At 70.6% G+C, this 24,671-nt stretch carries 25 protein-coding genes; 8 read left to right on the forward strand and 17 right to left on the reverse strand.

Annotation, left to right across the window (positions count from 1 at the left end; all coding sequences use genetic code 11):
• Positions 1-362: 362 nt before the first annotated feature.
• The gene (locus tag ACPYO4_RS13180; protein ID WP_425709704.1) at positions 363-1,781 is read right to left on the reverse strand and encodes an FGGY family carbohydrate kinase; all 1,419 of its coding nucleotides are present in this window, start codon (positions 1,779-1,781) and stop codon (positions 363-365) included.
• Between the two features lie 135 nt (positions 1,782-1,916).
• On the opposite strand from ACPYO4_RS13180, the gene ACPYO4_RS13185 reads away from it, so the two are divergent.
• Positions 1,917-3,089, forward strand: coding sequence for an ABC transporter ATP-binding protein (locus tag ACPYO4_RS13185; protein WP_425709705.1), 1,173 nt, complete (start codon positions 1,917-1,919; stop codon positions 3,087-3,089).
• A complete protein-coding gene (locus tag ACPYO4_RS13190; RefSeq protein WP_425709706.1) occupies positions 3,086-3,844 on the forward strand; it encodes an ABC transporter permease in 759 nt (252 codons plus the stop codon). Before ACPYO4_RS13185 ends, ACPYO4_RS13190 begins: the two co-directional genes overlap by 4 nt.
• A gap of 19 nt (positions 3,845-3,863) precedes the next feature.
• Here the strand turns inward: ACPYO4_RS13190 and ACPYO4_RS13195 are convergent, their stop codons facing one another.
• Positions 3,864-4,256 carry a serine/threonine protein phosphatase gene (locus ACPYO4_RS13195; RefSeq protein ID WP_425709707.1) on the reverse strand — a complete coding sequence of 131 codons (393 nt, stop codon included), beginning with the start codon at positions 4,254-4,256 and terminating at the stop codon, positions 3,864-3,866.
• A gap of 70 nt (positions 4,257-4,326) precedes the next feature.
• On the opposite strand from ACPYO4_RS13195, the gene ACPYO4_RS13200 reads away from it, so the two are divergent.
• From ACPYO4_RS13200 to ACPYO4_RS13215, 4 genes are all read left to right on the forward strand, one after another.
• Positions 4,327-5,346, forward strand: a complete 1,020-nt coding sequence (locus tag ACPYO4_RS13200; protein WP_425709708.1) for a COX15/CtaA family protein — start codon at positions 4,327-4,329, stop codon at positions 5,344-5,346.
• Positions 5,347-5,429: 83 nt separating this feature from the next.
• Positions 5,430-6,032, forward strand: coding sequence for a hypothetical protein (locus ACPYO4_RS13205; protein ID WP_425709709.1), 603 nt, complete (start codon positions 5,430-5,432; stop codon positions 6,030-6,032).
• Between the two features lie 316 nt (positions 6,033-6,348).
• Positions 6,349-7,260, forward strand: a complete 912-nt coding sequence (locus ACPYO4_RS13210; protein ID WP_425709710.1) for a VOC family protein — start codon at positions 6,349-6,351, stop codon at positions 7,258-7,260.
• The gene (locus ACPYO4_RS13215; protein ID WP_425709711.1) at positions 7,257-7,889 is read left to right on the forward strand and encodes a carboxymuconolactone decarboxylase family protein; all 633 of its coding nucleotides are present in this window, start codon (positions 7,257-7,259) and stop codon (positions 7,887-7,889) included. Before ACPYO4_RS13210 ends, ACPYO4_RS13215 begins: the two co-directional genes overlap by 4 nt.
• A 21-nt stretch (positions 7,890-7,910) precedes the next feature.
• Here ACPYO4_RS13215 and ACPYO4_RS13220 read toward each other — a convergent pair whose 3' ends face one another.
• The 3 genes from ACPYO4_RS13220 to ACPYO4_RS13230 form a co-directional block, all read right to left on the reverse strand.
• A complete protein-coding gene (locus ACPYO4_RS13220) occupies positions 7,911-8,714 on the reverse strand; it encodes a GntR family transcriptional regulator (protein WP_425709712.1) in 804 nt (267 codons plus the stop codon).
• A gap of 138 nt (positions 8,715-8,852) precedes the next feature.
• Entirely contained in the window at positions 8,853-9,596 is a 744-nt protein-coding gene (locus tag ACPYO4_RS13225) for an SDR family oxidoreductase (RefSeq protein ID WP_425709713.1), read from the reverse strand.
• A 53-nt stretch (positions 9,597-9,649) separates the two neighbouring features.
• Positions 9,650-10,582 carry a quinone oxidoreductase family protein gene (locus ACPYO4_RS13230; protein WP_425709714.1) on the reverse strand — a complete coding sequence of 311 codons (933 nt, stop codon included), beginning with the start codon at positions 10,580-10,582 and terminating at the stop codon, positions 9,650-9,652.
• Between the two features lie 48 nt (positions 10,583-10,630).
• Between ACPYO4_RS13230 and ACPYO4_RS13235 the strand changes: the two genes are divergently transcribed.
• Both ACPYO4_RS13235 and ACPYO4_RS13240 read left to right on the forward strand, forming a co-directional pair.
• A complete protein-coding gene (locus ACPYO4_RS13235) occupies positions 10,631-11,392 on the forward strand; it encodes an SDR family NAD(P)-dependent oxidoreductase (RefSeq protein WP_425709715.1) in 762 nt (253 codons plus the stop codon).
• Positions 11,389-11,952: a VOC family protein gene (locus ACPYO4_RS13240; protein ID WP_425709716.1), complete on the forward strand. Its 564-nt coding sequence runs from the start codon at positions 11,389-11,391 to the stop codon at positions 11,950-11,952. Before ACPYO4_RS13235 ends, ACPYO4_RS13240 begins: the two co-directional genes overlap by 4 nt.
• 40 nt (positions 11,953-11,992) lie before the next feature.
• Here ACPYO4_RS13240 and ACPYO4_RS13245 read toward each other — a convergent pair whose 3' ends face one another.
• The 12 genes from ACPYO4_RS13245 to ACPYO4_RS13300 form a co-directional block, all read right to left on the reverse strand.
• Positions 11,993-12,346: an XdhC family protein gene (locus ACPYO4_RS13245; protein WP_425709717.1), complete on the reverse strand. Its 354-nt coding sequence runs from the start codon at positions 12,344-12,346 to the stop codon at positions 11,993-11,995.
• Complete coding sequence (locus tag ACPYO4_RS13250; protein ID WP_425709718.1) at positions 12,340-12,546, reverse strand: XdhC family protein; 207 nt, start codon at positions 12,544-12,546, stop codon at positions 12,340-12,342. The genes ACPYO4_RS13245 and ACPYO4_RS13250 overlap by 7 nt, the downstream gene beginning before the upstream one ends.
• Positions 12,543-12,695, reverse strand: coding sequence for an XdhC family protein (locus ACPYO4_RS13255; protein ID WP_425709719.1), 153 nt, complete (start codon positions 12,693-12,695; stop codon positions 12,543-12,545). Before ACPYO4_RS13255 ends, ACPYO4_RS13250 begins: the two co-directional genes overlap by 4 nt.
• Positions 12,665-12,796: a hypothetical protein gene (locus ACPYO4_RS13260; RefSeq protein WP_425709732.1), complete on the reverse strand. Its 132-nt coding sequence runs from the start codon at positions 12,794-12,796 to the stop codon at positions 12,665-12,667. Before ACPYO4_RS13260 ends, ACPYO4_RS13255 begins: the two co-directional genes overlap by 31 nt.
• A gap of 100 nt (positions 12,797-12,896) precedes the next feature.
• Complete coding sequence (locus tag ACPYO4_RS13265) at positions 12,897-14,666, reverse strand: thiamine pyrophosphate-requiring protein (RefSeq protein ID WP_425709720.1); 1,770 nt, start codon at positions 14,664-14,666, stop codon at positions 12,897-12,899.
• Positions 14,667-14,709: 43 nt separating this feature from the next.
• A complete protein-coding gene (locus ACPYO4_RS13270) occupies positions 14,710-16,275 on the reverse strand; it encodes an aldehyde dehydrogenase family protein (protein ID WP_425709721.1) in 1,566 nt (521 codons plus the stop codon).
• A 37-nt stretch (positions 16,276-16,312) separates the two neighbouring features.
• A complete protein-coding gene (locus tag ACPYO4_RS13275) occupies positions 16,313-19,714 on the reverse strand; it encodes a molybdopterin cofactor-binding domain-containing protein (RefSeq protein ID WP_425709722.1) in 3,402 nt (1,133 codons plus the stop codon).
• A complete protein-coding gene (locus tag ACPYO4_RS13280; RefSeq protein WP_425709723.1) occupies positions 19,711-20,205 on the reverse strand; it encodes a (2Fe-2S)-binding protein in 495 nt (164 codons plus the stop codon). Before ACPYO4_RS13280 ends, ACPYO4_RS13275 begins: the two co-directional genes overlap by 4 nt.
• 18 nt (positions 20,206-20,223) lie before the next feature.
• Entirely contained in the window at positions 20,224-21,138 is a 915-nt protein-coding gene (locus ACPYO4_RS13285; RefSeq protein WP_425709724.1) for an amidohydrolase family protein, read from the reverse strand.
• On the reverse strand, positions 21,135-22,025 hold the full coding sequence (locus ACPYO4_RS13290) for an ABC transporter permease (protein WP_425709725.1): 891 nt from the start codon (positions 22,023-22,025) through the stop codon (positions 21,135-21,137). The genes ACPYO4_RS13285 and ACPYO4_RS13290 overlap by 4 nt, the downstream gene beginning before the upstream one ends.
• Entirely contained in the window at positions 22,022-22,867 is an 846-nt protein-coding gene (locus ACPYO4_RS13295; RefSeq protein WP_425709726.1) for an ABC transporter ATP-binding protein, read from the reverse strand. The genes ACPYO4_RS13290 and ACPYO4_RS13295 overlap by 4 nt, the downstream gene beginning before the upstream one ends.
• Complete coding sequence (locus ACPYO4_RS13300) at positions 22,864-23,934, reverse strand: ABC transporter substrate-binding protein (protein ID WP_425709727.1); 1,071 nt, start codon at positions 23,932-23,934, stop codon at positions 22,864-22,866. Before ACPYO4_RS13300 ends, ACPYO4_RS13295 begins: the two co-directional genes overlap by 4 nt.
• Positions 23,935-24,671 lie beyond the last annotated feature (737 nt).

Raw genomic sequence — 24,671 nt, forward strand, 5'->3', positions numbered from 1 at the left:
GGACGCGGTGTCCCCGCCGAGGACGCGGTCGATGTGCCGAGAGCACCGACGGCGGCCCTCCACTCGACACCCAGCTCGTCATCTCGGCGACACACCGCGCCCTCGACGCCGGTGCAGGCTCGATCAGCCCGGAACCGGACAGCCAACCGTTGCAGGCTCGCGCAGCCCGGAACCGGACAGCCAGCCGGGGCGCCGTCGCCGTTCGGCCGAGCTCCTCGCCGTCGACGGGCGGCCGAGGTCCTCGCCGTCGACGACAGGCCGAGGTCCCCGACGATGACAGGCCGAGGTCTCCGACGACGACGAACGACCCACGCCCGCGCACCTCTCCCCCCCGGGCCCTCGCCGATCCCTCCTCCCGGCACTCAGGTGTACCCGAGTGCGTGCTTTGCGGCCGCGTGCTGCTCCGCAACGACGGGTGTGAGCTCGGTCCGTCCGAGGCTGGTCCGGTCCGTCGCCCATCTCGGGAAGGAGCCCGTGAGGGTGGCCGCGGCCTGCGCGGCAGCGCCGAGGGCGACGTACTCACCGGGCGAAGGGACCTCGACGGGCACGTCGACCAGGTGCGGGAGGACCGCACGCAAGGCCCGGTTGTCGGCCGCCCCTCCGCTGAGCAGGAGCCGGTGGACGGGCACGCCGAGGCGGGCGAGGGCCTCGAGCATGACGACCTGGCTGGCGAGCATGCCCTCGAACGTGGCGCGGGCGAGGTTGGCCGGCGTGAGGTTCTCCAGCGTGAGGCCGTGCAGCGAGCCGCGGGCTCCCGGGAGGTTGGGGGTCCGCTCCCCCGTGAAGTACGGCAGGAGCGCGAGTCCGTCCGCGCCCGGGGCGGCCTCCAGCGCGAGGTCGGCCAGCGCGGCGTGGTCCAGTCCGAGGAGCCGCCCCACGACGTCGAGGTTCCGCGCCGCGTTGAGCGTGGCCGCGAGCGGGAGGTGGTCGCCGGTGCAGTCGGCGAAGCTCGCGTGCACCCGCTGCTCGTCCTGCACCGGGCGGTCGGTCCGGGCGTAGACGGTGCCCGAGGTCCCCAGGGACATGACGGCGTCCCCGACCTCGAGCTGCAGCGCGAGTGCCGCGGCGGCGTTGTCGCCCGCGCCCACCCCGATCGGCAGTCCCGCAGGGATGCCCGGGAGGCCCTCCGCGGTGGTGCCCGCGGAGTCGGTGGGGCCGAGCACGCGGGGCAGGACCGCGCGCCTGCCCAGGGCGAGCTCGAACAGCTCCAGGTCGTAGTCCTCGGTGGTGCCGGACCAGTAGCCGGTGCCGCTGGCGTCGGAGCGGTCCGTCGTCAGCGCCTCCAGGTCTGGGTCGTTCGGGCCGAATCCGCGCAGACGCCACGTGAGGTGGTCGTGCGGCAGGGCGACCGCGGCGGTGCGCGCGGCGTTGTCCGGCTCGTCGTCCCGCAGCCAGCGCACCTTCGTCACCGTGTACGAGGGCAGGAGCGCGAGCCCGGTGCGCCGGACCCACTCCTCCGGCGGGAGGTCCTCGTGCAGGGAGTTCACGGCGGTGTGGGAGCGGGTGTCGTTCCACAGCAGGGCGTCGCGAACCACCTCGCCGCGCTCGTCGAGGCAGACCATGCCGTGCTGCTGGGCGCCGACCGAGATCGCGGCGACGTCGTCCAGACCGCCGGCATCCTCGACCGCCGCCAGGAGGGCGTCCCACCAGGCGTTCGGATCGACGGCGGTGCCGTCCGGGTGCGGGGCCCGCCCCTCGCGCACGACCTCACCGGTGTCCGCATCGACGACGAGGACCTTGCAGCTCTGGGTCGAGGAGTCGACCCCCGCGACGAGCGTCATGGCTCACCTTCCTCAGGGATCATGCTGGCTCGACCATGGTGGCACCGGGCAGGCCGCCGCGCAGCGGGCGGTCGGCGCAGCCCGGGCCGGCGGACGGGCACCAGGTACACCGGCACCCCGAACTACCCTGAGCCGGTGCCCGACTCCCCCGCCGCGCTCGAGGTGCGCGAGCTCCGCCGCGCGTACGGCGGCCGCCCCGCCGCCGACGGCATCGACCTGACGGCGGCCGCCGGTGAGGTCACGGCCCTGCTAGGCCCGAACGGGGCGGGCAAGACGACGACCGTGGAGTGCTGCGTCGGTCTGCGCCGACCGGACTCGGGGACGATCCGCGTGCTCGGGCTCGACCGGTCCGACCCGGCGTCGGCCGCGCCCCTGCGCGAATTCGTCGGCGTCATGCTCCAGGACGGCGGCCTGCCGATGGCGCCGCGCGCCGGCGACGTCCTCACCCACGTCTCCCGGATGTACGACCGTCCCCTCGACCCGGGTGAGCTGCTCGAACGCCTCGACCTCACCTCGTCCGCCCGCACGCCCGTGCGGCGCCTGTCCGGCGGTCAGCGCCAGCGGCTCGCGCTCGCGTGCGCCGTCGTCGGCCGGCCCCGGCTCGTGTTCCTCGACGAGCCCAGCGCCGGCCTCGACCCCCGCTCGCGCCGGGAGACGTGGGCCCTCGTGCGCGAGCTGCGGTCCGACGGCGTGGCGATCGTGCTCACCACCCACCTCATGGACGACGCCGAGGAGCTCGCCGACCAGGTGGTCGTCGTCGACGCCGGGACCGTCGTGGCGACCGGCGCCCCTGGTGAGCTCGCCGGGCACTCGCTCGTCGACGCGTTCGCACCCGACGGGCGCGCGGGGGCGGACTGGGCCCGCGACCTCGCCGCCGCACTCGCGGCCGCCGGCCGGACGGACCTCGCGGAGGCCACCGCGCCGGCACGGGACGGCGCCGCCGCCCGCGTCCTGCTCGCGCCCGGGACGCACGGGCCCGACGCCCACGACGTCGCCGCGGTCTCCGCCGCCGCAGAGACGACCGCCGCCGAGGTGACCGGGAACGCCGCTGCAGAGACGGCCGCCGCCAGGGCGAGCGAGGCGACGAGGGCGGGCGGTTCGACCGGGGCGGGCGACGACGCCGCCGAGACGGCCGCCTCGGCCGGGCCGGTCGAGACAGCCACCGCCCGCGCGGGCGTCGAGATCGTCGCGGGCCGGCGCACGCTGGAGGACGCGTTCCTCGAGCTCACCGGTCGCTCCCTCTCCCCCTCCCCCGACCCGGAACAGGCCGACGGCGCCTCGCCGCGCCGTCGCCGGAGGTCCCGGTGAGCCCCGCGGTGCGCCGGGCCCTCGCGCAGGCCCGGTTCGACACGGTCGGCACGCTGCGCAACGGGGAGCAGCTGCTCCTCACCCTGCTCATGCCGATCGGCGCGCTCGTCGCGCTCGTGATGACCGACGTCGTGGCGCTCCCGGTCTCCGGCTCCGGCCAGGAGCACGGCGCGGCCCTCAGCTCTGCCCTTGCCCTCGCGATCAGCGCCGCCGGCCTGCCCTCGGTGGCGATCGCGCTCGCCTTCGACCGCCGGTGGGGCGTGCTGCGGCAGCTCGCCACGACCCCTCTCGGTCCCCGCGGCCTGCTCGCCGGGCGTGCGGGTGCGGTGCTCGCGCTCGTCGTGGTCCAGGTGGTGCTGCTGACCGCCACCGCGCTCGTCGTCGGGTGGCGCCCCGACCTCGGGAGCTGGTCGGTGGCCGTGCCCGTCGCCCTGCTCACGGTGCTCCTGGGAACGGCGGCGTTCACCGCGTTCGGCGTCGTCGTCGGCGGCACGCTGCGGGCCGAGGCCGTGCTCGCGATCGCCAACACCCTGTGGGTGCTGCTCGCTGCCGGCGGCGGGGTCCTCGCCCCGACGTCGACCTACCCGGCCTGGTGGGGCGCGATCGTCTCGTTCACCCCGTCCGGCGCGCTCGGCGAGGCGCTGCGCTCGCTCGCGACCCCGGGCGCTCCGGACTGGCTGTCGGTCGCGGTCCTCGCGGCGTGGGCCGTGGTCCTGCCCGTGGTCGCGGCGCGCGTGGTCCGCTGGGAGGAGTAGTCCCCGCGTCGGACGGGGCTCAGGCCGGGCTCAGCCGGTCGGTGGGCAGCGCGAGCTCGACGGTCTGGGTGAGGTCGACAGCCTTCGCCACGTGTGCGGTCATGTCCTCCATCGCACGGGCGACGACGACCACGTCGCGCCGCAGCTCGACGACCCGGACGGCCACGCGCTCGCCGTCGACGTCGAGCAGCCAGTCCTCGGCGAGCCAGGACAGCCCGGCCTCCTCCAGGACGGCCTCGGCCTCGTCGAGGTCCATGGCGTCCCCCCGCCGGCGGTGGAACCGGTCGAACGGTACGAACTGCCCGTCGTCGGTCATGCCGATGTATCCGACGTGCTCGCCGTCGGCGCCGCGGACGTGGTCGAACACCGTCAGGTCGGACATGCCGGCTCCGCCGGTCGCGTACTGGCTCACCGGCCCGACGCTAGCGACGTCACGCCGACGAGCAAGGTTTTTCGCCTGCGACCGGACGTAGTCTGGAGCGGTGAGCGCAGCACCCCCCACGGATCCCGTCCCCACCAGGCGTCTCGGCGGTGGCGGCCCGGTCCGACCCGGGCGCCGCGACCTCGTCTCCCCGCTGACCTGGTGGGTCGCGGTGGCCAACCTCGTGTGCCAGATCGGGATCATCGTCACCGGCGGTCTCGTCAGGGTCACGGGCTCCGGCCTCGGCTGCTCGACCTGGCCGATGTGCGAGCCGGGCGAGTTCACCCCCGTGTTCCACGAGGAGACGAGCTACCACGCGTTCATCGAGTTCGGGAACCGCACGCTCACCGGGGTGCTCGGCATCGTCGCGCTCGCGCTGGTGATCCTCGTGTGGCGGACCGAGCCGACGAGGAGCCGCCCGCGCCGCCTGCACGCGCTCGCGCTCGTGCCGCTGATCGGCGTCGCGCTCCAGGCCGTCATCGGCGGGATCACCGTGCTGCTCGACCTCCACCCCGCCGTCGTGGGCCTGCACATGTACGTCTCGCTCGGCCTCGTGGCGTTCTCGACCTACCTGCTCGTGCGGCTGGCCTCCCCGGACACCGAGCCGCGGCGCCTCCTCGATCCGCGTACCCGCGGGCTCCTCAAGGTGCTCGTCGCGCTCGCCGCCGTCATGACGGTCCTCGGCACCGTGGTCACCGGGGCCGGCCCGCACTCGGGCGACGACACCCACCCCTACCGCTGGGCGCTGGACCCGCTGGCCATCACCCGCGTGCACGCCTGGGCGGTGTACGCGTTCACGGCCGTCCTCGTGGTGGTCACGTTCCTCATCACCCGACGACGACGCGCGGAGCCGGCCCTCGGGCGGGCCGTCACGGCGGCCTGGACGCTCGTGGCCCTGACCGTGGCCGGCGCAGTCACCGGCATCGTCCAGCACGCGACCGGCCTGCCGGGCGCCCTCGTCATCCTCCACATGCTCATCGCCGCGTTCGTCGTCGGTGCCACGACGTGGCTGTGGGCGTCGACCGTCGACCGTCCTGCTGCTGATGTACCCGTTGCAGCGCGAGCCGGCTCGTCGGGCTGAGCCGGGCCGCAGTCACCCCGGCGGGGAGTCCGCCCCCGGGGCGCCGTCGGTGGCCCCCGCCGACGCCCGATAACCTTCCCAGCATGACGATCGAGCACGAGGCGTTCCGCGGCGCCGACGGCAGCGCGGGCGTGCTCCTGCGAGCCGACTCAGCCAGCGGCACCCGGTTCCTCACCTGCTTCGTCGAGCCCCGCGACGCGCTGTACCGCGTCGCCATCCGGGTCGTCCACCCGGGCAGGCCGAGCGAGTGGACCTCGCTGGAGATGGCCGACCACGTCGGCGGCACGATCGCCACGCTCGGCGCGCGCGAGGTCGCTCCCGGCTCGATCCCCAGCTACGCCGACATCCTCGTGGTCGAGGAGCTCGTCGCCTCCGGCGAGGACACCGTGCGGTGGGACCGGCTCGACGAGTCCACGCTGGGCACCGTGCCCGCCGCGGTCGAGCGGGGCCCGGAGGCCGAGGTCGACGACCTGGACGGCACACCGATCACGGCGACCCCCTACGCGCTCTCCATCGACGGGCAGCCGACGTACACGTTCTGGGTCGCGGACGGCCGGGTCGTCGTCTCCGACTGGTCCGGGGCGATGAGCTACCGGGTCGCCGACCTCGAGGCGGCACTCGTCGGCTCGAGCAAGGACGTCGCCACGCACGCCGAGGCGTGGGTCCGGGGGCCGGGCAGCCGCTGACGGCGGGCTCCCGTGACAGCCGCGTCGTCTTAAGGGCCGGTGTGCGGCGAGGTCCGACTGAGAGAGCGCCAGCGGCCGAACCACTGTGATGGGATGAAGGCCAACATCAATCGGATGAGTTTTACTCCGCCGTCGACACGATGTGCAACACAATCGACCCGCACCCGTCACATCTGTCGCACGAACCGCATCGATGCAGGCACGACCGGAGCGGCGCCACGCAGCGAGATCGTGCGCCAGGCGTTTGTCTGTCCTATGTCATACTATGTTCGATCGACGATGAGGTCGAGGCGCAGTGACAAGAAGGAGTGGTCCCGTGATCATCAGCAAGATCGAGCACATCAGCCTCCGCGTGCCGGATCTGGAGGTGGCGGTCGAGTTCTACGAGAGCCTCTTCGGGCTCGTCGAGATCGCGCGCAACGAGAACGGGGTCTACCTCGCCACGGGCAAGTCGCCGACGTTCGACGTCCACCTCACCGAGGGCGCGAACCGGCTCGACCACTTCGCGTTCGGCGTGCGCAGCGCGGAGGCGCTCGAGGAGGCGCGCACCCGCCTGTCGGCCGCCGGCGTCACGTACCAGGACAGCGGAGCCATCAACGATCCGGGCCTCGACGACGGGATCATCCTCTCGCTGCCGTCCGGCCACGTGATGGAGCTGGTGCTCGCCGCGAACCCGCGCACCTTCGTACCGAACACGGACGCGCCGGCCGCCCATCACCGTGTCACGGGTCCCATCCCCCTCGAGCACATCACGCTGCTCACCTCGAGCATCCGGCCGGTCGTCGAGTTCCTGGTGGACACCCTCGACTGGAGGATCTCCGACTCATGGCAACCCGGCGAGGGGCAGCCATGGCGCAACACATGGATCCGGGCAGGAGAGCTCCATCACGACCTTGCGTTCCTCTATTCCGAGTCCGAGACGCCCGAGCTCCACCACTTCTGTTTCGCGGTGCCGTCCGTGCAGGACATGGTGCGGGTCGCCGACGCGCTCGGGGCGCGCGGCATCCCGCTCGACGCCTCGTTCGGTCGTCACATCGCGGGCAACAACGTCTTCCTCTACTTCAAGGACCCGTTCGGCAACCGGTGCGAGGTCAACACCGACATGGCGCGGATCGACCCAGCCGCGCCGCCGAGAGTCTCGCGCACGAGCTTCCCTTTCGACGCGTGGCAACAGAAGCGACCGGAGGCGCTCGTCGCCGGCTCACCCGTGCGGGACGGGCGATCGTGAGCCCGGGCAGGATCGTGGACGGCGAACGGGGCGTCCAGCACGGACGGATCCCGTGGTACTCTCGCGCGGAGCTCGACGATGAACAGATCGGGGTCTACGAGTCCATCGTCGGCGGACCGCGAGCATCGACCTCGGCCTTTCGGCTGACGAACGACGACGGTCGGCTGGAGGGCCCGTTCAATGCGATGCTGGTTGCTCCCAGGCTCGGATCGGTCCTGCAGGAGCTCGGCGCCGCGATCCGCTACCGCACGTCGCTGTCGAACCGCGAGCGCGAGGTCGCCATCCTCGCGCTCGCGGCTCTGCGCCGCAGCGACTTCGAGTGGTACGCACACGAGCGAGTGGGGCATGCGGCCGGCCTCACCCACGAGGAGATCGCGGGGATCGCCGACGGCCACGCGGTGGACACTCTGTCGGTCGCGGAGCGACTCGCGCATGACGTCGTCGGCGAGCTCGCACGTGAGCGCGACCTGTCTGACGAGCGGCATGCCGAGGCACGCGAGACGCTCGGACTCCAACGGCTCGCAGAACTCGTCACTCTCGTCGGCTACTACGACACGCTGTCACTGTCGCTGACGGTCTGGCGGACACCGCTGCCGGAGGGCGAGCTGTCTACCTTCCAGCAGGACTGACCACGGGCTCGTCTCGTCGCCCTATCGGAGACGGACGAGCTTGAGCCGCAGCAGGTCGTCGTCGATGACCTCACGGGTGAAAGCCACCTTCTCGTTGGTGTCGCTGTAGTGGACCTCGTGCAGCGCCAGGTACGGCTGCCCGGGCCGGACGGGCAGCGCACGCGCCGCGTGCTTGGCCGGCGGTGCGACCTGGGGCACGAGCTCGACGACCGAATGGTCGATGGTGCGACCGGGCCAGTGCTGACTGAAGTCGAAGATAGTCTCGGCCTGGTCGGGCCAGCGCCCCTCACCGATCGCCTCGAGCGTCGCTGGTGCCACGTGACTCGCCGGCACCTCCTGGAGAAGGAGTACCGCAGGGCGCCCCGCCGCGAAGATCGTCTTCTCGTTGAGGACGACCGCCGCATCGTCGCCGAGCCCGAGCGCAGCAGTGGCGTCGTCGCTTCCCTTGTCGACGAGCGCATAGGTCTGCTCGACCCGGACGTCGTCGTGCCGCGACTCCAGCAGACCCTTGAAGCCGATGAGGCGATTGAGTGTGATGCAGTCCCGACCGACGTGCGGCCGAAGCGTCGTCCCGCGTCCCGGTGTGCGACCTATGACGCCGAGCAGCTCGAGCGAGTGGAGCGCGCCGCGCACGGTGGTGCGACTGACTCCGAGCTGCAGCGCGAGCTCCGGCTCGCTCGGCAATCGGTCGTTGGGGAACGTGCGGTCGAGGATCGCGGTAAGCAGGGTCCGCGAGACCTCGTCGGAGAGAGAACCGCGCCCCACCCGCGGAAGTGCCGCCGGCAGCTCGGTCCCGGCGCCGGCCGTCGCACTCGAGCTGTTCACCTGAAGACCTCCATGCCACGTTGGTTCTGCCCCTTGGACCGCGTCGTCCGGCGAGCGGCCGCCGTCGTCCCGCACGGAACGGGGCGTACCGACCGGACCGCACGAACGGTCATCACGGGATGCATGGCATCGTAACGGTCACGGAATGAGCCCGCCGTCAACCCGGAGCACCTGGCCGGTGATGGACCCGGCTGAGGCGGAGGCGAGATAGACGTACGCGTCCGCTATCTCCTCGAGCGTGGTGCCGCGTGCCATGAGCGTGCGTTCTCGCAGACGTTGCTCGAGCGCCCCCGCGTCGTCGATCAGCGGTCTGCTCGCCTCCCCCGCACCGTCGGACAGTCGGGTCGGCACCCCGCCGGGCGCAACGGCGTTGACCCGCGCGTGAGGCGCCAGGTCGCGCGCGGCCGCCCGGCACAGTCCGAGCAGAGCGTGCTTGGAGGTCGGGTACGCCAGGCCCGAGCCGTTTCCGCGCACGTCGAACGCGGCGTCGGAGAGCGTAAGGACAGCCGCTCCACGCGCGGCCACGAGTGGCCCGCTCGCCGCCTTGAGTGCCAATGCATACCCGATGACGTTGACCTCGAGCACAGCACGGAACCACCGATCGAACTCGTCGATGGAGCCGTCCGTCAGCCGCCGTCCCCCGTCATGAACACCGGCGTTGGCCACGAGCACGTCGAGCCTCCCGTCCGGCGCCGCCGCCACCACGGCCGCGAGATTGTCGGCCGCGGACCGGACGTCCCCCGTCACCGCCTCCACCGCGTCGGTCGAGCCCTGGGTGCGGTCAAGAATCGTCACCCGGTCCCCGAGCGCGAGGAACCGATCGACGACCGCGGCGCCGATGCCCGACGCACCGCCCGTGACAAGGACATTGCGTCCGGTCATCCGTGTAGCACCCGCCTTCGCGACAACATTCGTCCACTCCTACAGAACCGCGCTTACGCGACCGGCATCTCGATCAGCAGCTTGCCGGTCACACGGCGTTCGGACAGCAGGTCGAACGCCTGTGCGCTCCCGCTCAGCGGCAGGGTTCGCAGGTCGAGCGAGATCACGCCATCGAGGACCGCATCCCAAGCGCCCTTGAGCGACTGCGCGGACTCCTCGGCAGTGGTGGTGCTGCCGCTCGTGCCGAACACTCTGAGCCCCTTCCGGTAGAGGGCGCCGAGATTCCATCTGCTGTGCTCGCCGGCGAGGATGCCGTACGTGACGATTCGCGCACGCGGAGCGATGACAGCCGCAAGCTCGGCGACATAGTCGCCACCGAGGGGGTCGAGCACCACGCTGACGTCGGCCCCGCGCAGGAGAGACGCTAGCTCGGAGCCCTCGCGCGCCAATACGGTCTCCGCGCCCAGACCCTCGAGGTAGGGGATCTTGTCGGCGTTCCCCGTGTGCGCGAGGACCAGCGCGCCCACCTGTCGGGCGAGCTGGACGGCGTACGTCCCCACCCCGCCCGTCGCGCCCAGGACGAGGACGACGTCCGACGGGCCGACTTCCGCCAGCTGGTGAACGGCACGCCAGGCGGTGCGCCCCGCGACACCGAGGGTGGCGACCGTCGCCAGGTCCGCGTCGGTCGGGAGCGCACGCACCGCAGCGGTAGGCGCGACGACGAACGGGGCGAAGGTGCCATCCCGACCAGCACCCAGGCCGGCACCGGAGACCTGGACGGGCTCACCGTCGACGTAGCCGGTCCCCTCGGCGCCGAGGGTAAGCACGCGATTCGGGTTACCGATCTCGCCGCGCAGCACCTGAAGGTCGAACGGGTTGACCGACGCGTACCTGAGCTCGACGAGAACCTCGCCATCGCCCGGCGTCGGCTCTTCGACTTCCGCGACCTCGGCCTCTCCCGCGGCCTTTCTCCTCAGCGCCAGCACCGCACCCTCCGATTCTCACAAGCCCTGCTTTGGCTTACACTGCGTACTATGTCATACAATTCTGCACATGCTGACGGCGGTGTCGCGGTCGTCAGCGGTGGTGCCGCCGGCCTCGGCCGTGCGTTCGTGCGGTCGCTCCTGCGCTCCGGGCATGACGTGGCCATCCTCGACGTCGCCGATTCTCCGGAGGACCCGAGAGGCGCAGATGACTCCACGGTCGGAAGACTGCTTTGCCACGTCGGCGATGCGACCGACCCGCAGGTGATCGCCAAGTTCGTGACCCGGGTTCGCACCGAGCTCGGGTCGCCCCGCGTGCTCGTCAACAACGTGGGCCTGTCCCCCTACCGGGCGTTCGCCGAGGAGACGCTCGAGGGCTGGCGCCAGGTGATGGCGGTCAACGTCGAGTCCGCTGTACTGCTCAGCCACGCACTGCTGCCCGACCTCCGTGCCGACGGTGCCGGCCGCATCGTCAACATGAGCTCGAGCGTGGTGTGGGACGCCGAGAGCCGATCGATGGTCGCGTACGCGGCCGCGAAGGCGGCCATCGTCGGCCTCACGCGCGCGCTGGCGACCGAGCTCGGCCCCGACGGCGTGACGGTCAACTGCCTTGCACCGGGCATCGTCCTCACGCCCGATGTCGAGGGACGCCAGGGCTCTGCCCGACTCGAGCGCTACCGCGAGCGACAGTCCATCAAGTTGATCGCCACCGCGGACGACCTCACGAGCAGCCTCGACTTCCTCGTCTCGCGACGCTCCGGTCACGTCACCGGGGTCGTGCTCGGGATCAACGGCGGGCGGGTGTGGCTGTGAGCCTGTCTCCGTCGGGACTGCGCGGGGTGGACCACATCGGATTCACCGTCCCCGACATCGATCAGGCAGCCACGTTCTGGTGCGACATCCTCGGCGCGATCGAACTGTTCCGGCACGGCCCCCATCCTCAGTCCGAGAGTGCTGAGCGCCAGTTCGGCCGTCCGGCAGACAGCCACGTCATCAAGATCGCGATGCTCCGACTCGGCCCGACGAACATCGAGCTGCTCGAGATCTCGTCACCGTCCGCACGGCGCACTCCACTGCGTCCTGACGACGTCGGCGCCCACCACGTCGCGCTCTACGTCGACGACCTCGATATCGCCGTAACGGCAGCCCTGGCCCTCGACGTCGATGTGCTCGGCGAGCCGATGCCGCTGCCCGGACCCGAGTCGGGCCCGGACGCACGGTTCGTCTTCCTCCGCTCACCATGGGGACAGGTGTTCGAGCTCGTCTCCTACCCCGGGGGCAAGAAGTGGCAGCGGGGCGGCGGCGCAGAGCTGCACGATCCGCGCAACCTGCCGCGCCTGGAACCCAGAACCAGGGCGGCCGAGTCACGATGACGACCGTGTGCACTCGTCTTCGCGTGCGCCCCGCGGGTCGTCAGGACGGACTGTGCACGGCCAACTCGCACTGATCCCGACCCATCAATGATGCCGCCGACCCATGGATCGACCCGTTGAGACCCGACAGCGGTGCGCCGCTACCGCCCCAGCGCTCAGCGATGATAGCGGCCCCGATCGAGAGGACTCTCTCCTCGGAGGTCCGTCCGCCGAGATCCAGCCCGACCGGTGAACGCAGCGTCCGCAGGTCGGTTTCGGAGACGCCCATCGCCCGCAGCCGTTCGTTCCGGTCGACATGCGTGCGGCGACTGCCGATGACGCCCATGTACGCGGCGTCCGTGGCCAGCGCCTCTGCGACGAGCGGAATGTCGAACGTCGGGTCGTGCGTCAGCACGCACAGGACGGTCCTCGCGTCGATGTCGGTCGAGGCGCCAGACATTCGTGCGGCCGCTCGAAGGCGATATCGTTGGCGTCGGGAAAGCGTATACGGGTGGCGCACACGGGCCGGGCGTCGCACACCGTCACGTGGTACCCAAGGAACTTCCCCAGACGCACGAGCGCGCCGGCACAGTCGGTCGCTCCGAAGACGATCATCCGGGGTGGCGGTGCGTAGAGTCGGCGAAGACGGTCACTTCGCCCGTGTGCCCCTCGCCGTGCGCCTCCTGACAGCGGAGGTAGAGGTCACCTTCGACACAGCCTCCTGAGACGCTGCCTACCACCCGGCCCGACGTATCGAACGCCATCGACGCACCGGGCCGTCGGGTGAGGACTTCCAGGCCTCGACCACGGTGGCGACCGCGAACGGTTCCGTCCAGCCCCGGATCACCTTGAGCATGTCCCTCATCCCTCAGCTCCTTCCCATCAGGGCCGACCCCGCGGGCACGGTCGGCGGGGTGACGATCACCGACCGCCGAGCGAGGCGTGGCCACCGGATCCGCGTCGTGTCAGATGGTGACGATGGAGACGTCGACCACCGCGCACCGGCCGGCGCGGACCTCCCCGATCGCGTCCAGGAGGGCGGCCCTGAGCCGGGTCGGGTCGTCGACCTTCTCACCATGGGCGCCGCAGGCGCGTGCGATCGCGGCGTAGTCCGGCGGACCCGCGATCACTGTGCCGCTGAAGTCCTGGTGCCCCACCGAGGCACCCCCCGGGAACAGTCCGGTGACAGGCAGCTTCGCCGCACGATATCCGTGATTGTTGAAGATGACCGTGAGGAAGGGACTACCAGTGTCCCGCGCAGTCCACAGTGCCGCGACCGGCGAGCTGAAGACGAAGGAGCCGTCACCGCACAGCGCGACGACCTCCCGCTCGGGCTCCGCGAGCTTGACGCCCATGGCGGCACCCAGCGCCCATCCGAGGCCGGCGGCGCCGATCGCATAGATGGTGTGCAGGCGCTCCCTCGACACGTGCTCGCGGACCACGGCGTCGTTCGTCGTGACCTCCTCGAGCACGACAACCTCCGGATCGAGGACCTCGTTGATGGCGTTCGCAAGGACCACGGGCGTGATCGGCCGAGCGGACTGCTCGCCGGCGACCAGCTCCGCCCGGCGTGCCACCCGGTCCCGCTTCATGGCGGTCAGAGCCTCGCCGCGCTCGCGCCAGCACACGCGGCTGTCGTCCGCCGCCACCTCGTCGACCGCCTCGAGGAGCTGCCAGAGGGCGCGCGAGCTGTCGGCCTGGATCGGCAGGTCGACCCGGAACCCGTAGCTGACCATCGAGGCCTTGACAGGGTCGAGGTCGATCTGGACGACTCGCGCATCCTGCGGCGGCTGGCGGATCGTCGGGACCCACGGGACCTCGACGTCGACGAGGAGAACGAGGTCCGCGGACCGTAACAGCTCGGTCGAGGTCTCGTCGTCCTCGACGTAGTGGTCGTCGCTCGAGGGCAGGTTGACGTACTCGCGCGCGTCGATCAGCGGCGTCCCGGTGAGCGAGACCAGTCGCGCGACCGCCTCGGCGGCACCGGTCCTGCGGCCGAGCCGCCCGGTGACGATCACCGGCCGTTCGGCCTCTGCGAGCCACCGCGCCGTCGTGGCGATCGCGTCCCCGCAGGCGGCCGGAGGGACGGGCGCGCGAAGCCGCTCGGGCGGAACCACACGCACGCTTTCGATTGGCGCCATGAGAACCTCTCGAGCGACGGTCATGTACACCGGGCCGGCCGGTTCGCTCCGCGCAACCTGGAACGCCCGCGGGACCAGGCTCGGGAGCACCTCGGGCATGGTCAGCTCGTCGGCCCACTTGACGTAGCCGCGGACGATGCCCGCCTGGTCGATCTGGTCCTGCTGCCAGTGAACAGGGATCGACCGGCCCCCGGGAAGCTCGCCCTCGAGTGTCCGCGGCGACGTCCCTGCCATGATGACGACGCCGCTGTTGCCCCGCTGCGCGTTGTGGAGCATCGCTCCCAGGCTCTGCGTGCCGACGTCGACGTGCACGAGCACGACCTGCGGGCGCCCTGTCCGCAGCCAGTAGCCCTGCGCCGCCGCGAGCGCCACGCGCTCGTCCGGGCACAGCTGGATGCGGGGTGCGGGTATGCCGCGCTCGCGGAGCGCGACGGCAGCCTCCTGGACGGGCGCGGTGTCGGTCCCGGGATTGACGAAGATCCAGTCGACCCCCTGCGCCGCCATCAGCCGCAGCAAGGCCTCCGCACCGTTGCATGCCTCGAGGATCTCGTCCTCGCGAGGGCGCGCCTCCACCTGCGTCGCCTCGACGGTCATGTGCTGCTCCTTGTTCGAGTGTGGTCGGATGTGATGGGGCCGGTCAGACGAAGCGGGTCACTGCGATCGACTTGAGCTCGAGGAACTCCTCCACGCCGGCAGTCCCCCACTCACGTCCGACTCCGCTGTGCCGCACTCCGCCGAACGGCATGTCGGCCGCCGTCGAGAGCCCCCCGTTGATCCCCACCATCCCGGCCCGGATCCGGGACGCGACGGCGCCCGCACGTTGCTCGTCCGAGCTCCAGACGTAGGCGGCCAGGCCGTAGCGCGTTCCGTTCGCGAGCCGCACCGCGTCGTCCAGGTCCTCGTAGGGCTGCAGAGCGACGACCGGCCCGAACACCTCCTCCTGCACGAGCGAGCCGTGCTCCGGAGCGTCCGCGACAAGTGTGGGTCGTACGAAGTAACCAGGGCCGACTCCCGGTTCCGAGCCGCCGACGACGGCGCGTCCGCCCTCCGTCAGGCCTTCGGACACGGCGGCAAGCACGCGGTCGCGGTGGAGGGCACTGACGAGCGGTCCCATGAAGGTGCCCCCGTCCCACGGATCGCCCACGGTGACCGACTCCATCCCCAGGGCGGCGAGCTCGACGCACTCGGACAGCCGCGCGGCGGGTACGAGGAGGCGGCTGGGCAGGATGCAGCTCTGACCCGTGTTGAAGCAGCCGAGGGCCGCGGCGAGCGGGACGACCTGTTCGAGGTCGGCGTCGTCGAGTACGATGCTCGGGTTCTTGCCGCCCAGTTCGAGGTGCACCTTCTTGACCTCGCCGGCGGCCGCGGCCATGACCTTGCGGCCGGTGGCTGTCGATCCCGTGAAGCTGATGGCATCGACGCGCGGGTCGGCCGTCAGCCGGGCACCCAGCGAGTGGTCCGAGGAGTTGACGATGTTGAGCACGCCGGCCGGCAGGTCCGTCTCCTCCGCCGCGAGCCTCCCGACGAGCGCGGGGACCCAGGGGGTGTCGGGGGCGGGCTTGAGCACGACGGCGTTGCCGGCCGCAAGTGCCCCGGCGACCTTCGCCATGGCGATGTCGAGCGGTATGTTCCACGGCGTGATCGCTCCGACGACCCCCAAGGGTTCGCGCTCGATGCGCCTGCCCTGGACGACCGGTCCGCGAGCGTCGTCCGGCATCTCGGTGGTGTCCGTGACGCTCTCGGCGAGCCGGGCGATGTGCCGGATCTTGTCCGGTACGGGGTCGACCTGGACTCCCGCAGCCAGGCGGACGGGCGAGCCCAGCTCGGTGACGAGGGCCTCGCGCAGTGTGACGATGTGCCGGTCCATCGCGTCGGCGAGCTGCTCCAGGCAGTGCCGACGGAAGGGGCCGTCGGCACTCCACGAGTGCGTGTCGACGATCCGGCGCGCCGCCTCAGTCGCACGCTCGAGATCCGCCACGCTGCCGTCGGCGACCTGACCGACCACCTCTCCGGTCGCCGGATTCACGTTCTCGAACCTCTCGCCCGACGAGGACTCCACAAGCTCACCGTCGACGAGGAGGCGTCCCTCGCCGTCCGTGGCGGGCCGTCCCGACGACTGCTTGGGCATCGGGCCGAGGATGCCGAGCAGACTCTCGGTCAGCGAGTTTCGGCGGGTGCGGGCGTACGTGTCACTGGTAGCCATGGTCGTGCGATCTCCGATCGTCGGGTTCACGCGTGTGCTATCTCGGGTCCGCCGTGCCTGCGGGCACGAGGCGCGCGGAGATGCGTCCGAGCGCTCGCCGGAGCAGACCGGCCGCGGCGTCGAGCTTCCACTCGTTGCCCGGCAGCGGGTGTCCTCTCGCCAGCCAGGACGTTGAGATCTGCTCGACGTCGTCCCCCGCGGCCAGCCCTGCGTCGAGGATCCGCGCCTCGACGTCCGGCAGGCGGAGAGGGGTCGGCGAGATCGACCCGACCACCACCCTCGCATCGGTGATCGCGCCGGAGCTGGACAGCTCGCACGAGACGCAGACCGAGGCGATGGCGAAGTCGCCTGTATAGAGGTCGAGCTTCTCGTAGACGCTCACCCGTCTGCGCGCGGCCGCGGGCACGACGACCTCCGCAACGGCCTCGCCGTTCGCGAGCCGCGTCTCCCCCGGACCGCTGTAGAAGTCCGCGACCGGCATGGTGCGTCGAGAGCCGGCGCATACGAGGACGACCTCGGCATCCAGCGCCGTGAAGGTCGTGGCGAGGTCCGACGGTGTGACGGCCTGGCAACGGTGGGCGCCGACCGCTGCGTGGTAGAAGCGGTGGTCGCCCTGGACGGCGTAGCACGGGCAGGCAGCGCCTCCGCGCTTGTAGCACATGAAGCCGCTGCGGTAGAACCAGCACCGCTTCTCCTGGCAGAGATTGCCCGCCACGGTCGCCATGTTCCGAATCTGGGGTGACGCGATCCGCCGCACGGTCTCGGCGAGGACGCCGTCCCACCCCGTCCCCTCGGCGTCCACGAGCCGGGACAGCGGGACGGTGCCACCGATGCTCACGCCCCCGTCCGGCGTGTCGCGCACGCGACCGAGCGTCGGGATGAGCGTGAGGTCCACGAGGGTGCCCATGGACTGCACGCCCTGACGCTGCCCCGGGACCAGGTCCGTGCCTCCGCCGATTGGACGGCTCCCCTTCTGCGCGAGGGCCGCGACGGCAGCCGACTCGTCGGCGGGCGCCACGACCTCCTCGGCACCGACGGGCTCGACGGGCCGGGCAAGTTTCGTGCCCCACCGGTGCAGCAGCTTGTGGACGCCGTAGGGGTACGCGGCCCGCATCGCGGCGATCTGCCAGCGGTCCGGCCGCCGCCACAGGTGGTAGCTGCGCCTGGGCCGGTCGGTGGACCGCCAGGCCCGAAGGACCTTGTCGGGGGTGAAAGGCGCAGACCGGATACGCGCGCCGGTCGCGTGCGCGATCGCATTGCCGACGGCGGCTGTCGTCGGTACGAGCACGATCTCGCCGATGCCCTTGGCACCGTACGGCGCCTTGTTGTCGCCCTCACCGACGAAGTGCACGCCGATCGGCGGGACGTCTGCGGAACGCGGGAGGGGGTAGTTGAGGTACTGCCCGTTGGCCATGCGGCCTCCCTCGTAGATCAGCTCCTCACCGAGTGCGGCGCCGATACCCATGACGACGCCCCCGACCACCTGGGACTCCGCGAGGAGCGGGTTGAGGATGGTCCCGGAGTCGTGGACCGACACCATGTCGACCACGCGGACCTTGCCGGTGTCCCGGTCGACGTCCACCTCGACCGCCTGCGCCGCGAATGAGTAGGCGCCCGAGATGTTGCCGGTTCCGGTGTGCCAGTCCATCTCCTCGACGTCAGCGACGTACTCCTCTGTGACCGACAACGTTCCGAGCCGTTCGGTCGCTCGCAGCAGGTCAGTGATCGTCGTGGTCCGGCCCGGCCCGACGATGAGTCCGTCGTCGAACTGCACCAGATCACGGGGGGCCGACCACAGGGTCGCGGCGCGGTCGCAGAGGGCGCGGACGGCACCGCGCGCCGTCGTCGAGACGGCGTGCCCGCTCATGTACGTGCCTCGGCTGGACCACGCCCCGAGGTCGACCGGGGTGCGGTCGGTGTCCATCATGAGGACCTGGACCTGCTCGATGGGCACGCACAGCTCGTCGGCGACGATCTGGCTGAGCAACGTGCGCTGGCCGGTGCCGGCGTCGGCGCCGCCGAAGGCAAGGCTGACCCGACCGTCCATGTCGATCTCGACGGTGGCACTGCTCGTGTTCGCGTGCGGGTACACGTACGCCCCGGAGACCTGGATCGCGCAGGCGACACCGACGCCGCGCCCGTCCCCGCCCGAGCGTCGCTTCTCGTCCCAGCCGATCGCCTCTCGCGCGGTCTCCAGGCATTCGCGCAGCGCCACAGATCCCAGCTGGTACCCCACCAGGGTCGTATCGCCGGCCTGGTTGACGTTCCGCAGGCGGAAGTCGATCGGGTCCATCCCCAGCTTCTCGGCGAGCTCGTCCATCTGCGACTCGATGGCGAACGTGGCCTGGGGGTTCCCGTAGCCCCGGAACTGCCCGCCGGGGTGGCGGTTCGTGTACACAAGGCTCGCCCCGAGGTCGATCCGCGGGATGCGGTACAGCGAGCCGACGATGCCCGTCCCGGCGCCCATGACGCTCGGGCCGGAGTGGTTGAACGCCCCGTTCTCGACGACGAAGTCGGCCTCCCGGTGCGTGAGTTTGCCGTCCGCGGTCACCGTCGTCGTCATGTCGATCTCGAACAGGTGTCGGCTCTTGGTGGTCCGGAACTCTTCGTCCCTGCTGAGGGCGAGTCGCACTGGGGAGCCGGTCTTCATCGACAGTCCGGCGGCGATCGCCTCGTACTCGGAGATCTTCGACTTCGAGCCGAAGCCACCGCCGACGGCGACCTGGTGGACGACCACCTGATCCGGGCGCAGACCGAGCACGTGCACGAGCTCCTTCTTGACGAAGTACGGCGCCTGGGACGAGACCCAGACCTCCAGCTGCTCGGCCGTCGAGTCCCACGAGGCGACGATGCTGTTCGTCTCCATGTTCGCGTGGTTCTGCCGCGGGAAGACGTAGTGCCCCGAAACGGAGACGTTGTCGGGCGCCGGGGGCACCGGGGTCCCGAGCTCCTGGCGGAAGGCGAGCGCGACGTTGCCGTCGGCGTGCTCGTGGATCTGTGGAGCGTTCCTCGCCCTGGCCGAGTCGAGGTCGGTGGCGGCTCGCAGGTGTTTGTAACTCACACGAAAGAGGTCGAGCGCCGCCCGTGCCTCGTCGGCCGTCCTCGCGGCGACGGCCGCGATCTCCTCACCGACGTAGCGCGTGACGCCCGGGGCGAGGACGTGCCGGTCCGACAGGGGCGGGCCGTGATGGATGTACTTGCGGTCAGGCAGATCACCGGGAAGCAGGACGTCCACGACCCCGGGCGCCCGAAGCACGCGGCTCACGTCGATATCGAGGATCCGGGCGTGCGGGTGGGGGCTGCGCAGCACGGCGGCGAAGAGCGTGCCCTCCAGGCGCACGTCGTCGGCATAGATCGCCTGTCCCGACGTCTTCGCCTGCCACTCGACGTTGGGGACGCCGGTCGCGAGCGAACCCGCCCGCCTCGTCCCGATGCTCATCGGTCCTCCCTCCAGGTGCGGTCCGCGTGCGGGACCGACTCGTCGGCGCCGGCTCCGTTCTCCGCGTCGCGGAGTGCGCCGATGATTCCCTCGTACCCGGTGCAGCGGCAGATGTTGCCGGACATACGGTGGCGGAGCTCATGGGAGTCGGCCGGCAGCCCCTCCCGGAGCAGAGCGGTCCCGGTGACGATCTGACCCGGCGTGCAGAACCCGCACTGGAAGGCTGCCCTCCGCGCAAAGCACGTCCGGAGTACCGAGCTCTCGTCGGCGAGCCCCTCGACGGTCTCTACCTCCCCCCTCACCCTTCGCGCGAGAAGGATGCAGGAGTTGACCGGTCGTCCGTCGACGAGAACGGTGCATGCGCCGCACTCCCCGCGGCCGCAGCCCTCCTTCGTCCCTGTAAGGCCGAGCTGCTCCCTCAGGAGGTCGAGCAGTCGGAGGCCCGGAGCGAGCCGGGTCTCGTCGATCTCGATCGCGCCGTTGATTCTCATGTCGTGCACACCCTTCCGTCAGAGCGAGAACAGCTCCCTGGCATTGCCGCCCAGGATTGCGGTCCGCACCGTGTCGTCGATCTCGAGCTCGTCGACGTGCCCGATGTGCCGACCCGGCGGGAACGGCAATGGCGGTCCGTCCGTCCCGAACACGATCCGGTCAGCACCGACCGTGTCGAGCGCGAGCCGTAGCGGGCCGACGCCGAACGTCACAGTATCGAGGTACAGCGTCCGGACATGCTCCGACGGCGGGCGCTCGAGCCTGACGTCGCCCCACGGCCCCAGCGGCGCGTAGTCGCGCAGCTCGTGGCCGAAATCGAGGCGGTCAGCGATGGTGCAGATCGCACCGCCGGCGTGGGCACAGAGGAATCGGATCCCCGGGTGCCGTTCCAATACGCCCGTGAGGACGAGCCGTGACAGCGTGAACGTCATGTCGAGCGGACGGCCGCAGAGCTCGCCCAGTCGGTAGCCGTCCATCCGGTCCTGACCGAGGACGGTTCCTCCGGGGTGGACGAACACCGGGACGTCCAGACCTTCGACGAGCTCCCAGAACTCCACCGGGAGATCGTCGAGGTAGGCGTTCCGGTCGCTGGTCGCGACGGCGAGGCCGGACAGGCCGAGCTCGCGCACAGCGCGCTCCGCCTCTGCCACGTGCTCCTGTCCGCGCCACGGGGTCACGCTCGCCAGTGCCGCGATTCGCGCCGGGTGCGACCGGACGAGCTCCGCCGCGAAGTCGTTGTAGTGCCGCGCGTCGGCGATATCACCCAGGTCCCGCTCGCCGTACCAGATGTGCGGGTCGGAAATGACCGAGAGGTCGATCCCGTGCTCGGTCTGCCGCTCCAGCAGGCCGTCGACGTCGAACATATCCCGCGGCAGCCGGCCCGAGCTCTCCCACTCCGGCGGGAAGAGGTGGCTGTGGCTGTCGACGATCACTTGTCGTCCCCGTGCGGCGACTGCCAGAACACGATCTTGCGCTCCGCGAACACCACGAGCGCGTAGAACAGGTAGCCGAACACCGCCAGCGCGATGCCGTAGGCGTAGACGCGGTCGGTCGCGAGCATGTCGCCCGCGATCTTCGTCTGCTGCCCCAAGCCCTCGCCGCCACCGATGAACTCACCGACGACGACACCGATGACGGAGAGCACCGAGGCCGTCTTCAGGCCGGCAAAGATGAACGGTAGGGACGATGGCAGCTTGAGCTTGAAGAAGGTCGACGTCGAGGACATCCGCAGTGACCTGAACAGGGTCTGCTTGTCCCGGTCGACGCTCGCGAGACCGGCGACGGTGTCGACGAGCAGCGGAAAGAAGGCGATGAAGGCACCCAGCGCGATCTTCGAGTTAATGCCGAACCCGAGGGCAGCGATGAAGACCGGGGCGAACACGATCTTCGGCGCCGCGTTGACGGCAACCAGCAACGGCATCAGCACGACCCGGCCGAAGTCGGACTCCGCGACGAGGACGCCGAAGCCGATTCCCAGTACGGCGGAGACGGCGAACGCGAGCAACGAGGACAGGATCGTGATCCACAGCGCCTGAGCGAGGAAGCCACCGCTCGCGATGTCCCTCCCCATCTCTCCGAGCACGCCGATGACGTCCAGCGGGTTGGGGAGGACGAACTCCGAAACCAGTCCGGTGCGCGTGACGAGGTACCAGAGCGCGAACAGGACGACGACGAAGCCCGTCACCGACACCAGTTGCGGGACGCGGGTCCAGATCGACGGCCGCTTTCCCCAGCCGGACCGGCCAGGCGGTCGGGTCCTCGTGCGCACGCGGCTCGCGCTCGTCGTCGAGCTGCTCGTCTCGGTTGTCGTGGTGGTCATCGCTCGTCCTCCGATCCGTGTCCGATCTCCAGGAGCCGGCGGACCCTGGCCACGAGCTCGGTGAACTCGTGGCTGGTGACCAGATCGAGGCTGCGTGGCCGCGGGAGCGGCACGTCGACGATCTCGACGATCCGGCCGGGTCGGGCGCTCATGACGACCACGCGGTCCGACAGGAAGACACCCTCAGTGATGTTGTGGGTCACGAGGATGGCGGCCTTGTCGTTGCTGATGTCGCTGTCGCCGACGATGCCCGCGAGCTCGAGGTTGAGGCGCTCGCGCGTCAGCTCGTCGAGCGCACCGAACGGCTCGTCGAGAAGCAGGACGTCGGGGTCGCCGATGAGCATCCGGCAGATCGCGGCGCGCTGCTGCATGCCGCCGGAGAGCTCGTGCGGGTAGCGCTCCTCGAAGCCACCGAGCCCGACGCGCTGCAGAAGTTCCTCCGCCCGTGCGTGGGCCGCCTTGGCGGCCCGACGGCCGCTCCTGGCCTCGATCGGCAGCACGACGTTGTCCCTGATCGTGCGCCAGTCCAGCAGCACGGGCGTCTGGAACATGACGCCCACCTCGCTCGGGGGGCCGGTGACCTGGCGGCCGTCGATCTCGATGGTGCCGCTCGTCGGCTGGAGGAGTCCCGCCACCGAGGAGAGCAGCGTGGACTTCCCGCAGCCCGACGGCCCGATGAGACAGACGAACTCGCCGGGCCGCACCGACAGGTCGATGTCGTCGAGTGCGACGACGTCGGGGCCCTTGGTCGAGAAGACCTTCGACAAGCCGCGGATCTCGACCGACGGGCCGTTCGTGGTGCGCTCGTGGTGGTTGGTGCCGACATCTGTCACTACGGTCACAGGTCGTCCTCCTCGAAGTCGTTGTAGGCGTCCAGGTAGTCGTTGACGAACACGCCGGAGTCGACCTCCTCCTCGAGGTAGCCCTGACCGACGAGCCCGCCTATGAGTCCCGCGACCCGGTCCGGGTCGTGGAAGCCCCACTGGCCGTCCGCACTCTCGGGCAGCACGAACAGCTCGTTGGTGTCCTCCAACAGCTCGAGGGCGAACTCGCGGTCCGATACCTCCTCCGGGTAGACCTCCCCCGTGATGTCGAGGACCTCCTCGTAGTTGTCGGGGTCCATGCCCCACACGGTCGCCATCGCGGTGCCGCGACCGATCGTCTCGACGATCTCGGGGTTCTCCTCGATGAAGTCCGCCGTCATCCAGAGGCTGGTGTCGAAGTACGCCTCCGCCCCGGGCACCTCGATCGACGCGGTCTCGAAGCCACGAAGCTCCATGATCGCGACGTCGATGTACGCCGCGGCGTACGCATCGATCTCACCGCGCTCGAAGGCGGCGACAGGTGTCGCTCCCGAACCCACCGCCGTCAGCCGGTAGTCCTCGTCGAGCACGAGGCCCTGCTCCTCGAGGAGCGGTACGAGCCACGACTCCGTGCCGCCCTGGCGCGCGTCGATGCCGATGACGCTGTCGCGCAGCCCTCCCACGTCGGTCACCTCGGACCCCGCCTGCGTGACGAGATCGAAGACGCCGCTCTGGTAGAGCAGATAGGTCGACCTGAACTCCTCGCCCTGCTCGACCGACCGAAGCAGAGGGCCAGGGCTGCACATGCAGATGTCAGCCTGGCCCGTGAGCACCTGCTGCAGCGCGGCGGCGGACCCCTCGGCGGACTCGACCTGGATGTCGATGCCGTCGAGGTACCCCCGCGCGTCGGCGACGAACAGCGGGTAGAAGCTCAGCCCGCTGGGGAACGGGACCATGACCGTCAGCTCGGTACCGCCGCCTCCGCCGCCGGAGGCGCTGTCGCCGTCCGAGGCGTCGGACTCGCCGCTGCACGCGGCCACCACCAGGGCGCCGGCAGCGAGCGTGGCCATCAGTTGGCGACGGGAGCTCCTACGAAGTCGCGTCATCGATCTCTCCTGTTCGTGTACGAGTGAACGTGCTCGGTGGACCTCGACGCTCCGCTGCGCCGGACCTGCGTTCTGCTCCACTGCTGATCGGTCTGATCTGCGCCTCCCCCGAGGGCGGAGACTTCTCGGTAGCCACCGACGAGAGGCCGGTGGCGGTTCAACTCACTGCGCTGTGTGCCGCTGGACCAGCATACTATGTCCGTTGTCCAACAAATGCCACATGCGAACCGCCGCGCGCCGTGGGCGAGCATTCTTGACCTCGATCCTTCATTCGGTCGGCTCTCTGGGCTCAACCAGTTCAAGCAGGCCGAACTGGGGCCGGGGGCATCGACCGGGGCGGCACCTCGGCACTCGCGTCACGGCCGTGCAGCTCGCACTGCGCCGGCGCAACAGCTCCGTCGTCGCCTGATGTTCGGGACCCAAGCGCAGCCAGCCCGCCGAGCCCTGCTTCGAACACGCCATCGACTCGACGCAGGGCGGATTCGTCACGGAGACACGGCGGCTCTTCGTCCATCAAGGGTCGACCACGTCGCCGACAATCTTGACGAACCGACAGGCCTCGGACGCTGACCCGCCTGTGGGAACGCCTCGTGATCGGTGCCGCGACCGCACCGGATGCGAACCGACCCATTACGATTGCGGTAAAGTCCCGCGCTTCGTGGACAATGAGATCCGGGCACTGACCATTGACGCGAAACATGACGGCGGCTGGTAGTGTCAGAAAGAAGAAGGTTTCC

Origin of the sequence: Georgenia sp. Z1491 (assembly GCF_049856175.1) — a bacterium.
Classification (GTDB): Bacteria; Actinomycetota; Actinomycetes; order Actinomycetales; family Actinomycetaceae; genus JB111.

Bases quoted from the DNA above. Each gene is read 5' to 3' on its own strand.
- ACPYO4_RS13300 (WP_425709727.1), bottom strand. From the start codon at position 23,934: ATGACGCGACTTCGTAGGAGCTCCCGTCGCCAACTGATGGCCACGCTC.
- ACPYO4_RS13235 (WP_425709715.1), top strand. From the start codon at position 10,631: ATGTCATACAATTCTGCACATGCTGACGGCGGTGTCGCGGTCGTCAGC.
- ACPYO4_RS13280 (WP_425709723.1), bottom strand. From the start codon at position 20,205: ATGAGAATCAACGGCGCGATCGAGATCGACGAGACCCGGCTCGCTCCG.
- ACPYO4_RS13270 (WP_425709721.1), bottom strand. From the start codon at position 16,275: ATGGCTACCAGTGACACGTACGCCCGCACCCGCCGAAACTCGCTGACC.
- ACPYO4_RS13255 (WP_425709719.1), bottom strand. From the start codon at position 12,695: ATGGCGTTCGATACGTCGGGCCGGGTGGTAGGCAGCGTCTCAGGAGGC.
- ACPYO4_RS13290 (WP_425709725.1), bottom strand. From the start codon at position 22,025: ATGACCACCACGACAACCGAGACGAGCAGCTCGACGACGAGCGCGAGC.
- ACPYO4_RS13260 (WP_425709732.1), bottom strand. From the start codon at position 12,796: ATGAGGGACATGCTCAAGGTGATCCGGGGCTGGACGGAACCGTTCGCG.
- ACPYO4_RS13205 (WP_425709709.1), top strand. From the start codon at position 5,430: ATGACGATCGAGCACGAGGCGTTCCGCGGCGCCGACGGCAGCGCGGGC.
- ACPYO4_RS13250 (WP_425709718.1), bottom strand. From the start codon at position 12,546: ATGATCGTCTTCGGAGCGACCGACTGTGCCGGCGCGCTCGTGCGTCTG.
- ACPYO4_RS13265 (WP_425709720.1), bottom strand. From the start codon at position 14,666: ATGACCGTCGAGGCGACGCAGGTGGAGGCGCGCCCTCGCGAGGACGAG.
- ACPYO4_RS13275 (WP_425709722.1), bottom strand. From the start codon at position 19,714: ATGAGCATCGGGACGAGGCGGGCGGGTTCGCTCGCGACCGGCGTCCCC.
- ACPYO4_RS13180 (WP_425709704.1), bottom strand. From the start codon at position 1,781: ATGACGCTCGTCGCGGGGGTCGACTCCTCGACCCAGAGCTGCAAGGTC.
- ACPYO4_RS13225 (WP_425709713.1), bottom strand. From the start codon at position 9,596: ATGACCGGACGCAATGTCCTTGTCACGGGCGGTGCGTCGGGCATCGGC.